Genomic DNA, 12,502 nt, shown 5'->3' on the forward strand with positions numbered 1-12,502 from the left:
AAAAGAATCTTGAATTACGTTTCTCATTATTTTCGATTTTATATGTATTTAATTTTTTGCTTGAAAAAGGGGAGTCCTGGCGCGGGTATCAGAGAACTCTTTTTGATTAGAGGAACAATCAGTAATTAATATAAATCATCTTCACCTCGTAGCCCAACATTGGTTCATTATAATCTATAATACAATAGTAGGAACCCACAGGGACAAGGGCACCCCTATGAGTTCCATCCCAACCATCGCCAGAGCCACTATAATGGGAGCTATACAGCAAACGCTGACTTAAGTTGTATATCTTAACCTCATTGTTTTTGTATTGTTCTAGCCCTTCAATAATTAAAGTGTCGGCAATACCATCCTCGTTTGGTGAAATGCCTCTATTGAAATCCGCAAGGGGCTCAAATTCACAATTCCCGGTCGTCGCTTCGACGGTCACTACGGCAGTTGCTGTATCTGAATTATTGCCTTGGGTAGCGGTAAGGGTAATGGTCACTGTATTACCTGCATCATCACAAGTAAAAGTATTCCTATCCAGGCTTAATGTAGGACTGTTATCACAGCCATAGCTTGAACCATTGTCTATCTGTTCGGGAGTAATAGTGGCCTGTCCATTGGGATCCAGTTGTACGGTGATATCTTTGGTTTTGGCCACCAGGTTATCCAAATACTCTTGCACGGTTACCTGGGCGGTCACTGTGGCCGTTGCACTACCTTGTGTGGCCGTAAGGACAACGGTTACCGGGTTGCCTACATCGTTACAGGTAAAGGTATTCCTGTCCAGGCTTATAAAAATGGAACTAGAGCTATTACAACCACTTCCAGAACCATTGTCTATTTGCCCAGGATTAATGGTTGCTTGTCCATTGGCATCTAATTGTACCGTAATGTCTTTGGCTATTGCTACAAGACTATTGATGGTATTTTCTACGGTTACCAATGCGGTTGCCGTATTTGAGCTGTTACCCTGGGTAGCGGTAAGGCTAACAGTTACCGGAGAGCCTACATCGTTACAAGTAAAAGTATCTATATCAAGACTTAAGTTCGGGCTATTGCCACAGCCATAAAAAGAACCGTTGTTTAGCTGTTCTGGAGTAATAGTGGCCTGCCCATTGGCATCCAATTGCACGGTGATATCTTTTGCAATGGCTACTACACCGTTTAAATTCTCTTCTATGGTCACTATAGCAGTTGCCATGGCTGTTGTACTACCTTGTGTAGCTGTAAGTGTCACGGTTACGGGAGTACCCACATCACTGCAAGTAAAAGTATCTCTATCTAAACTTAAATTCGGGTTATTGTTACAACCGCCGTTGGAACCATTATTAACTTGATCCGGCGATATGGTTACCTGCCCGTTGGTATCTAACTGTATGGTAATATCTTTTGCTATGGCCACCAGATCATTCGGATTCTCTTGTACGGTCACTGTAGCAGTTGCTGTACTTGAATTATTGCCCTGGATAGCGGTAAGGGTAACGGTTACTGTATCACCTGCATCATCACAAGTAAAGGTATTTCTATCCAGACTTAATGTAGGGGTGTTACCACAGCCATAGCTCGAACCATTGTTTAGCTGTTCGGGAGTAATAGTAGCCTGCCCATTGGCATCTAATTGTAACGTAATATCTTTTGCTATGGCTACCAAGTCATTGGGGTTCTCTTGCACGGTTACTAATGCAGTTGCTGTTTCTGAATTATTGCCCTGGGTAACGGTAAGGGTGACGGTTACCGGGTTGCCTACATCATTACAAGTAAAGGTATTCCTGTCCAGGCTTATAAAAATGAAGCCAGAGTTGTTACAACCATTTCCGGATCCATTGTCTATTTGCCCGGGATTGATGGTTGCTTGTCCATTGGCGTCCAGTTGTACGGTAATATCTTTGGCTATGGCAGTAAGGCTGCTGATATTATTTTGAACCGTCACCATGGCGGTTGCCATATCTGAATTATTACCCTGAGTAGCGGTAAGGGTTACGGTTACAGGATTGCCTATATCATTACAATCAAAGGTATCCCTATCCAGGCTTAAGCTTACTGTAGTATTACAACCCCCATCCTCGGAACCATTGTCGATGTCTTCCGGTTCGATAGCCGCCAGTCCATTAGCGCCCAATTGTACAGTAATATCTTTGGCCGCTGCTACAACTCCGGTCTTGACAACCACCTGCTTCGTTGTTAAAATAGGGAGGTTGGAACTTACATTGGTTGCCGAATTTGCAGGGACATTAATGGTAATGTCGTTATTACCGCATATATCTGTAGGTGTAATGGTAGCGGTGTATGTAGATGCATTAACCGCAGTAAAATTATCGACTGTGGCATTGCTTGATAAAATATCACTTACCTCAAAACCCGAAACCGGATTATCAAAGGCAAACGAAACTTCAAAAGGATCTGTAGTATTTATTCTTGCCGGCGCACCTTGTATAGAAACCTCACTGCTAGTGATATTAAACATCCTTACCCGACCAGTACTTGTATTAAATCCCTGATTGTCAACACCATGAATTGACTCCCCTATTAGCAATCTTGAACCGTTCGAAGACAAACGAAGCGCATTAACCATGCCTATTCGATGTCCTAAATGTTCTCCTTCCCATGTAGCTGCCAACTGCCATGAATTCAATTCATATTTATAGACCAATACCCTGCCATGATTACTGTGATTGATAGAAACACCGGGCTCCCCAATAGCCAGGGTTTTTGCATCATCAGACAAGGCTAATCCGAATCCAAAATCACCTTCCCGCTCATTATTACCATCATAAATTTCACTACGAACCCACTGGTTAGCCGTGTTTTTTTTGTACACCCATACGTGCCCATTTTCTCGAAAAATACGCATCCACGAGAATACAAAAGCTTTACCATCTCCGGTTAAATCGACGGATCCCCCTATGCCATCACGTAGCGTATGCCCCTGTTCACCTTCAAAATAAGCTGTTCGATCCAAAGACCCGTTAATGTATTCATAAATACCTATAGCCACTTGAGTATCTCCTTCCCACTGAGGCTCCCTGTTAAAAAGATTAAGAGATAACACAGCCCAGGTATTTCCATCATCAGATATATCTACGCTCGTTCCCAAATGTTCATCATGTGACTGACCGAAAATTTCATCACCGGGAATCCAGTTATTTGAACCATCTAAGGTGTACATTTCTGCACGGCCTTCCAGACCGGGGTCTTGGTTAGTACCATCACGATCGTAAAACGGTGCTCCTACAAGCACTGAATTACCATCTCCCGATAAGCTTACGTCTAATCCAAATCGCTCTCCTGCTTGTTTACCGAGAATATCCGAACCTATTTGTACCCAGGAATTACCATCTCTCTCAAATACACGCACACGGCCAACATCTCCCTGAACGCTTTTATTACCCACAGCTAATCGTGAACCATCGTTTGATAAGCTTATAGCCGTTGATAAAGTTGTTCCGTCTGATGATATGATTCCTTCTTCAATAATACTACTCCCTATCTGTATCCAGAAAAAGCTATTATGCCGGCTCTGTTTTTCATAAACACGTATAGTACTCCTCTGCATCCTAAAATCATTGGTTATTGCTGCGATGATATTACCATCTGCCGACATGCTTGTTGCTTTTCCTAAATTTGATCTAAATTCTCCCGCAATAGGTGGTCCATCAAGTTGCTGTCCATAGGTCTTTGTTGTCAGCAAGCCTAAAAAAAGAAATAGCATTAATTTTAATTGCACTAACATTTGCTTTTTCATGACTTTTTTAAGTTTTTTGGTTATTATGTTTTTTTCAATCGAAAATGGTGGTCCGGATCAAGAGTACTACTACATACAGAACAGTAATATGCGTTCATTTTGGCGCTACCCTCAAGAATGTTAGATGTTCTCGATATCTTTTTTTCTTTGGTTTATCGTTTTTTAATATTGATATTCTGCGAAAATGAAACACAAACAAGAAACATTCAAAAAAAAGTGTTAGAACTCCATTAAAAATGGGACAAAAACAAAGTTTTTAGGGATGTAGAAAAAGGGAATCCACCCGGCAGCAAGGTATTTTACTCGATCGAGATTAAATGCTCTAAGGCTAAGCTCGAGCTAGCTTCTGAATTTATTTTTAGAATAATTTTATTTGAAGGAATAAGGAGATACGATATTTGGTTGTTGAAGATATCTTTAGGCTAGCATCATACAATTCACTTGTTTTGTAAGGGGCTATATTAAAATTAAACTTTGTAAGCTATTTCGATTTGCTGAAAACCTAATACCATGTAATAGTCTCTTATAATTGTATATAGTGTTAAGTGTATGGTTAGTTCCTAGAAAGTACATAGGTACTTTCGTACAGTTGCTAAAGATAATTAATGCAAGTGAATTTAAGATATGGAAATTCTGGCGCAATTGATTATCATTACTTTATAAGTAATGCTTAGGGAGATATATTTTTGTGACCATAAAAATAACCTCGAATGAACAAATTATAAGCTTCTTCATTTTCATAGTCTGGTTCTTGTTTGAGGTCATATAATTCGTCAAGAATTTCAGGATATTTAGCCTTTACACCATCTTTGGTTTTAAAATCATTTTCAACAAATTCGATTACACTATCTATTTTATGATTCATGTATAACATGCTTCTGTCCATCATAGTCGCAATGTCCATATCCATGATTTTATATTTAGCAGCATAAATTCGATATATATCTTGCAAATTTCCTAGATTATATAAATAAAAACTGAGTTGATAAAGATTATATTGTCTTCTTGTTTCTTGCGCACATTTGAATTCTTCGTCAAATAGAAACCTAATTAAGTCTATGTCTTTATTTGAAAAATCGGCCAATAACAGCTCAACTATTTCTGTACGGGTTTTAATATTATTATCAATAACATCTATGTTAGGGCTTTTTTCATATTTAACCGAGTTAATAAAGTTTTGGCTTATTAACTTGTCATTTCTTATTTTTTCTATGTGCTCGTATATTGTCATCAAATTGTAGCTAAATATTTGTGTATGATATCGTTGCGTGTAAATAGACACTAGCTTTTTGAATTAACACGGAGCCGAATTTTTATATTTTGTTTTTAGCTTATCATTTTTAAAAGCTAAATTTAAAAATTTGGCGGTCTTTGTAAATAAACACAGATCTTTTGATTAATCCTAAAAGCTTTGTGTTTTCTTATACATTGTTAGCAGTAGTTCTTTCTTATTAAGATATCATCTTCAATTTTCAATAAGGTAAGGGTTATTATTTTTAGGATTAAGTAATAATCGTTTTTATGTTTTTGTTCAGATTGAACGTTGGTTCCGTGCAAGTACTTATTTCTCAAATCATAACCATTTGTATATATCTTTTTGTTTAGATAAAAATTTAAGTACTTGATTTCTTCTTCTGAAAAAAGGGTATCCTCTGTCAAAAGCTTTTTTTCTTTAATCATTAGATCAATTTCATTCCTCACAAACTTTGGGTAGTGCCAATAATTTAACAATTCATTTCTGTGAAGTTCTCTAATTACATAAATTAATGTTATTCTTTCAATTTCAACTTTGTTTTCTTGGTTGATTTTTAGATAACCATCTCTTATGAGATTTTGTATTGTATCTTTTTGATAGTTAGCAAAATCATCAAGAGTTACATTTTCTTGAGTAATTAAATCAAATAAGTTTTTATATTTTGTTCCATAAGATTCTGTATAGAATAAATGACTTTGGTCTGAAAAGAATAGATGTTTAAGCTGTAATATCAAATTATCGTTTGAGTAAATATATTTACTTTTCACTTGACTTGTAATTTGACTAAAACCAATAGCTTTTGAACTCATTTGTAATAACTCTAAATCAATACTTCCGTCATCAGCTAAATTTTTGTATTGTTTTAGAAGAAAATCAAAATCAGGTAAAATAGTTCGTATTTTTCCAATGTACTCAGAATCGGAATTTCTGATTTGAAATACTAATTTATTTGAAATGAGTAGTTCATTCAGATGCGAAATGAATGAATTTATGAGCTGCTCAATTCCAGAATCTTTTCTTCTTAGATAGTTGTCAAAAAGATGAATTTGTAATGTTGAAAGCATTTCCTTTTTTGTAAAGACTTGTCCTGTTTCATATTCGTGTTTTGATTTCATAAAAACACGTTCCATTACGTCTAACTCACTTTTTTTACTTACTAAAGTTATTAATGAAGTTTCATCAGTATAATTAAATAAATGTTTAAACATATTGAATAGACTTATTTCGTCATCAATTTTATCAAGGAACTTTTCACTATAAGTTGCTTCGAATAATCCTTCATTATTTTTAAAAGTTACAGGTTCATCTTGATCCTTGCTTAGACCGCTTTGTACTCTAATATTCCAAGTATGACCTTTTTCTAGTATCTCGTTGTTTTGTTCTTTTGATTTTTTCTTTGCTTTATGTCTTGTTTTGTCTGAGAGTTTTAAATCATTTGAATCTTTCGACCTCTCTACTAGTCTTATGTAGTTAAAATTTGCATCATCATAATCTAAATACTTATCGATTATGTATTCCTTATCGGAATAGCTTAGGCTTTTGGGAAAAAAAATTTTAATTAATTTTTTATTTGTTTTTTCTTCAAATTGAGATAAAATAATTTCTGCAGATTTCTCATAGCTCAATAAAAAACACTTTATTTCTTTATTGAATTTTTGGACAATATTTTTTTGAGGAAGTATATAATTTATGTGATAAGAGAATCCATTTAAAATTTCACTAAATTTTGATTGAGAAATGTTTTTAAAAACACTTAACTTATGAATTAAGTCCCAAAAATTGCTTTTATAATTATATTCTAGCTCGTTTAATATTTCTTCAATATTGGAGTCAGAAATTTGCAGTAGCTTTTGCTTTAATAGGTTCCAATTTAATTCTACTGTTTTTAAGTATTTATTTTTTTTTGATTCATCCCATTTTGTCAAAAAAAAGTCATTTTCAAAATATATTTTGATGTTGTAATATTCAAGTAAGTCATTAATAGTGAAGATTTGTTCGGAATTATAGTCGTCTAATAACTTTTCAGCTTTTATAAGGCTATGGCCTATTGCCATATCCTCTTTTGAATAAAAAACTACTCTATTAAATTCTTTTGAACTCAAATTTTTTCAAATTACTGTTAACGTTCTATGTATGGTGTCGTTGCTATCCCGCAGGGTAGCTATGCACTATACATTTTGTTATCTGTTTTTATTTTCTACTATTTTATCTTTTCCTGATACTTTTGCAATCCGTAAGTTCAACAAGCATTGAGTTATAGTTGACCCAATTCCAATACTAATAGAGAAGCCTGTTCTCAATTTAAATTCCGATTTGATTTTTTTTAAGAAATTTATATCGAATTCATTTTTATTAACCGAGAATAAAATATCGTCAGACCCTTTCATAAGTACTGTTCTTGTATGCTTTTCGTGAATCATCTCTACGATTAAATTGATGTTTTCTTGAATCGAATCATGCACGCGCTGAGCTTTCTTAGGGTCAGATTTTAACAAAGCTAATTCAATGCTGTCACCTGCATTGTCTACATCTAATCGAATAAATATATTATTACCCATAATTTTTCAAAGATTTAGCATCATTAAAAGAATCTACAATTTCGCTTGAAATAAAGGAAACATTAATCTTTCCATTGGTCTTTTGGTTGCTCCAATATCTCCCAATCAATTCTTTAGGATTTGAATCAATTAGTCTAAGTTCAGTAGCTCCTTCTTGAAGAATTTCATTGTCATCTTGGCTTGTTTCTTTACGATACAAATAAGCTACGTTTTTTAGGCCAGTTTCTTTTTTCAGAGCCATGGTTTCCGAGTATGAAATACCAATAAACGAATTTGTAAAAGTTGTAAAATGAATTCTTAAAAAGCTTTGTCTTATAACAAGATAAAACTCTATATCTCCAACTTTTTCTCCATTTTCATCTTCCCAATCTGACTTTAGTGTGCCAGACCATGTACCACTTAGGTTTGGTCGATAAAATATTTTATTTAACATCCACCATTTCCATCCATATGAAAAGTAAAATGCCCAAAATAATGTTGTAATAGTTATCCCAAAACTAATAGCTCTTAATCCATCAGTTAGATTAAATCTTTTATCTAGTATAACTATGTATACTACTCCAATTAATGTCGCTAATGCAATTGAAATAGTTACAATTAGCTTTAATTCATCTTTCTTCATTTTTCGTGTTTATAACAATTGACAATTTTTAAATGGAACGTAAGTTTTTTTTTTAATTTTTAAACAATTCAGTGATTTCCTTTTCAAAATTGATATAACTAAACTGGCCCTTTTGAAGTACTTTAGATAGAATACTAATATCTTTTTCCGTCATATTTGTTGAAATATCCATGAATGAATCATTTATGCGTAAAACATTTATTTCTGGATAAATCAACTTTAGTAACCTGAAGTTAGTATTTGTGCTAGATGTGTATATTTCAGTAAAGAAAAACCTAGTAATACCGAACCGATTTATAATCTTTGGTAAAATTCCATCTAGTCTTTCCAAAAATTTTCCCGTTCCGATATTCAACATCTTAATATCTTTTTGGTCGTAATTTTTTGTTAAATCTATTGATGCATATAATGAAGGATTGTTTGCTACAAATCCCCCATCAACTGTTTTAATATTACCTCTGTTTTTTGTTTTAACAACAACAGGATTAAAAATTGGGTAAGCTGCAGATGACGCAAGGATTGCTGTTAATAGTTTACACCCAAATCCGGGAATAAAAGAACCAGTAGAACCATGAGCCTGCTTAATATTCGACTTAAAGATTAAAGGCTCTAAGGTTTCATGGTTTAAAGCAACGATTCCTATATCACAGATTAAGTTTCCAAACTTAATTCCTCCAAGTAGTTTCGAGCCCAGTTCAATTAGTTTTTTGCTCTTTTTTTTAGCTTTTGATTCCTTCATTATTTCTGGAATCATTTCTAAATAAATTCCCTCTACTTCATCAACTGTTTTTCCAATTGCTAGTAACCCACAAATTATTGAACCTGTGCTTGTTCCGTAGATGTAATCGAAATATTCACCTATTTTTTGACCTAAATTCTTTTCAAGCTCTTTTAAAACGCCAATCGTATAAATTCCTTTAGAGCCACCACCGTCAAGAGTTAATACTTTAATACTCATTCCAAAATCTAATTAGTTGATTTACAAAAGTTGTAGCGTCATCAATATTCCATTGTTGGTCTCCAGATCCAAATAGTTTTCGTTGCTCGTTTTGAACCAAGTAATTAGCCATTTTTCCATTTTTTAAATCAGCACTAAATTGATTAATTATTGAAACGGTAATATCCCCATAGGAACTTTGTCGGAAATTCGAATTTTGAGAATTATAAATAAGACATTCTAGGAAGTAAGAAGGTGCAAGTTCTTTAGTTATATAATTCTTATCTACCATGCTTGCCTTCATATTCTTCAATACACGAACGGATGGTTTAAAATTCCCATTGGTGTTTTCGTGTCGATTTTTAATACTACCATTCTTTAAATGAACCTTGGGATAGTTGATGATTGTTTTTGAAGGAGAATCATGTTCGGTCTCAAATAAAATCCCTTCAATATAGTTTTCATTACTAGACGAATATGAAATATACTTTCTGTATGGGTTACAGACCAGAACATCACAATCAAGACGGCTACCATCACCTTTTACTAAAATTGCTTTATTGCCTACAACAACATTATTTTTACCATAACACTCTTGTAATTGCTTTACAACAGAGGCTTTAAAAGCTGCCAAAGAATATTTTGCAGGTTTATAATTAGCTCTGTATTCTTCTTTTTGAGATTCTGTTAGTGCAGAAAGATTTTTAGAAAAAATTGACCTGAACTCAACCACCAAGTCAACATCACTATTACCATAAATATTAGTATAGTTCGGGTAAGAGCCTTGCAAATAGGTAACGTAATTAACATCATCATTCCAGTTTACTTTTTTTATACAGTTTTCTACGCTTTTATGTGTTGCGGCAGATGATTGAACTGCTCCTTGATTAGACCATGTCTTTAATTGTCTTTCAGGTATTGGCATTAATGGTTGTTTTAATTACAGATAACGTCTCTTGTATGTTGCGTTTGCTTCCCGAAGGGAGCAAATGAAATATACAAACTGTTAGGCACAGTTTTTATAATTAATTTTTAATAAAGTTACCATTATTATCAAATAGATAGTTCCTTTTGTTTTCTTCAATTTCCTTCAATATTTGTTTTTTGTTTTGGACTTCGCCAATCATTGGTTCAACAAATTGTCTTAACAGTTGTCCTGAAGAAATAAAACGTTCTTTTTCGTCTAATAACTCGACCAACTTAGGCATAGTTGCTTTAATTTTATATTCATTAAGAGAACTATTAAATAGAGAAAAATATATTGGTCTTTCTTTTAGATTAATATTAATAAAACTCAAATGAGCAAAAATATCTCTTATTTGAAAAGGTGATAATGGACCTCCAATTCTTGAAAAGTTATCATTATACAAAGTAAAACCAGCACAAGAATCGTTTAATACTGAAATGATACAGAATTCATCTAATTGTAGCATAATAGTTTTACTAACTTCATTATCCATAAAGTCAAATCCGTCCGCTTTTTCAATTGCCATAGCAGGGACAATAAATATTGTCCCATAAACATTGTAATCAATTTTGACATTAGTGTAATGACTTCTTGAGATACAATGTATATGGTGCATTTCTTCCCAATAATATTTGTCCGATAAAAATCCAGCATCAATTCTTATGTCTCTTTCAGACAATAATGTTTTATCTTTTAAATGAGTTTTAAGGAAAATTAGACATAACCATTTAAATAAAAAATGAAGAATTTTTGGGTCTTTATTTATTTCTTCTAAGATTTCTAAATAAGTTTTGTTTAGTAATTTACTTATTGGTACTTCATAAGTTTTGCCCAATTCGGAATTACACTCCTCACAACAGGGAACTGTATATTGACCATACTTAAATTTTGTTCCATTAGGTAGAGTTATATATTTATTATGAAGATTATACTTTTTTAAAATCCAATTTGGTATTATATGTTCATCATTGAATTCTTTTGAGCCAGGTTTTGCTCCACAGATAAAACAACAGTTACCGTGAGTTATATCATCTAGGAAATGTTGTAAGCCAAAAAAGATAATTTTTCCCTTTTCGTTTGTAATGGTTTTACTTATTTCCAGTTTATTTCTCAAATTGATTCTTTATTTTGTTGTGACGCAAATTCACAATTACAAATAGCATATGCTATGTTTTTTAATCCCATCCATTACTTTCATTCGTCCAGTCAAACAGAAAGCAGATATGCTCAAGTTCTTTTATTGCTTTCCATAAAATTCTCTGATTTTTAGAAAACCTTCCTTGAACATTTAATTTATTTAGCATTCCATTCATTAGTGCTTCATTTGCTAAAATTTCGTGTGCTATATGATTTCTTGAATCAACAACTTCTTTGAGAAGAGCAATAAAGTCCGCTCTTAAACCTTTCTTTTCAAGTTCAATTCTAGTTTTTCCCAAAGTCCACCTTTCCATATCATCAAGATTTCCTTCAAACTTTTGTTCAAATAGCTTTTTAAGTCCAAATTCAAGTATTTGAGCCATTCCCATATACATCGCGTATTGCTCAATGAAACTCAAATTTTCATATTTCTTTAGTCCTTTTTGAGTTCCTTCTCTTATTTGTTCAGCATTAAGATTTGGTACTTTTTCTTCCTCACTCATTTTTTATTGTGCCTAACGTATGTATATGTGTCGTAGCTGTGCAAAATGTTACCTTGCTTTTCGATTTTTCTTGCGCATTGGTTGCTAACTTTTACTTTTTGCAAGCATTGCGTCTTACCAAAAATACAATAACCATTCGATTGATCACTTAGCTGCTATGATCACATATATGGTGTTAGCAACTGGCTTTTATTTAGTCGGTATATTTCCTTTGCCTGCTTTTACAATTACGAATCCATATTCCACATCATCAGACACGTTATAATTTTCCCAAAATTCGCCACCAATTCCAGTTAATTGTCCTTTTTTATCTTTAGTTTCAAGTCCATATTCTCCGAAATAAATTTCAGGTCCGATGTCAAACAAAATAGAATCAGTATCTATTAATGAGAGAATTTTCTCTTCGTTTGGATTAAGTTTAATTTTACCTTTAATAACAACAGATTTGTCAGTTTCATTCCGCAAGAAGATTTTATATGACGCTCCTGTTTTTTCATATTTGGCAGGAATTATATAAGTCTCATTACCTTTTTTAGTAATTTCATTTCCAAGTTTGTCCTTATATCTATTTTCATTTTTACAACTAAATAAAAATAATAGGATTCCAACCGCAGATATTATTGTTTTAAGTTTCATTTTTTAAGATCTGTGCTTGTTGCTAACAACTGTGTATGTGTAAAAGTACATATATTTTGCTATTGCCTAGGGGCCAAACTACGGCTATTGAGTAATATTTTTTTACGGGAATCCACAATTTGTGAGTTTTTTTAAAATATTGCGCTGTAAAATG

General features: G+C 33.3%; 10 protein-coding genes. All 10 read right to left on the reverse strand.

What is annotated here, in order from left to right:
- Nucleotides 1–118 precede the first annotated feature (118 nt).
- Nucleotides 119–2,623, reverse strand: a complete 2,505-nt coding sequence (locus DK508_RS09825) for a gliding motility-associated C-terminal domain-containing protein (RefSeq protein ID WP_160114643.1) — start codon at nt 2,621–2,623, stop codon at nt 119–121.
- Between the two features lie 1,780 nt (nt 2,624–4,403).
- Nucleotides 4,404–4,964, reverse strand: a complete 561-nt coding sequence (locus tag DK508_RS09830; protein WP_109300593.1) for a hypothetical protein — start codon at nt 4,962–4,964, stop codon at nt 4,404–4,406.
- A gap of 200 nt (nt 4,965–5,164) precedes the next feature.
- Entirely contained in the window at nt 5,165–7,090 is a 1,926-nt protein-coding gene (locus DK508_RS09835) for a hypothetical protein (protein WP_109300594.1), read from the reverse strand.
- Between the two features lie 78 nt (nt 7,091–7,168).
- Entirely contained in the window at nt 7,169–7,546 is a 378-nt protein-coding gene (locus DK508_RS09840) for a mCpol domain-containing protein (RefSeq protein ID WP_109300595.1), read from the reverse strand.
- Entirely contained in the window at nt 7,539–8,168 is a 630-nt protein-coding gene (locus DK508_RS09845) for a hypothetical protein (protein WP_109300596.1), read from the reverse strand. The genes DK508_RS09840 and DK508_RS09845 overlap by 8 nt, the downstream gene beginning before the upstream one ends.
- Before the next feature lie 52 nt (nt 8,169–8,220).
- Nucleotides 8,221–9,126 carry a patatin-like phospholipase family protein gene (locus DK508_RS09850; protein ID WP_109300597.1) on the reverse strand — a complete coding sequence of 302 codons (906 nt, stop codon included), beginning with the start codon at nt 9,124–9,126 and terminating at the stop codon, nt 8,221–8,223.
- Nucleotides 9,116–10,030, reverse strand: a complete 915-nt coding sequence (locus DK508_RS09855) for a nucleotidyltransferase (RefSeq protein ID WP_109300598.1) — start codon at nt 10,028–10,030, stop codon at nt 9,116–9,118. Before DK508_RS09855 ends, DK508_RS09850 begins: the two co-directional genes overlap by 11 nt.
- A gap of 100 nt (nt 10,031–10,130) precedes the next feature.
- A complete protein-coding gene (locus DK508_RS09860) occupies nt 10,131–11,186 on the reverse strand; it encodes a hypothetical protein (RefSeq protein WP_109300599.1) in 1,056 nt (351 codons plus the stop codon).
- A gap of 61 nt (nt 11,187–11,247) precedes the next feature.
- A complete protein-coding gene (locus DK508_RS09865; RefSeq protein ID WP_200831863.1) occupies nt 11,248–11,712 on the reverse strand; it encodes a hypothetical protein in 465 nt (154 codons plus the stop codon).
- Nucleotides 11,713–11,901: 189 nt separating this feature from the next.
- Nucleotides 11,902–12,348 (reverse strand): hypothetical protein, encoded by a 447-nt coding sequence (locus DK508_RS09870; RefSeq protein WP_109300600.1) that lies wholly within the window; start codon nt 12,346–12,348, stop codon nt 11,902–11,904.
- Nucleotides 12,349–12,502 lie beyond the last annotated feature (154 nt).

Source organism: Aquimarina sp. AU474, assembly GCF_900312815.1.
Lineage (GTDB): Bacteria > Bacteroidota > Bacteroidia > Flavobacteriales > Flavobacteriaceae > Aquimarina.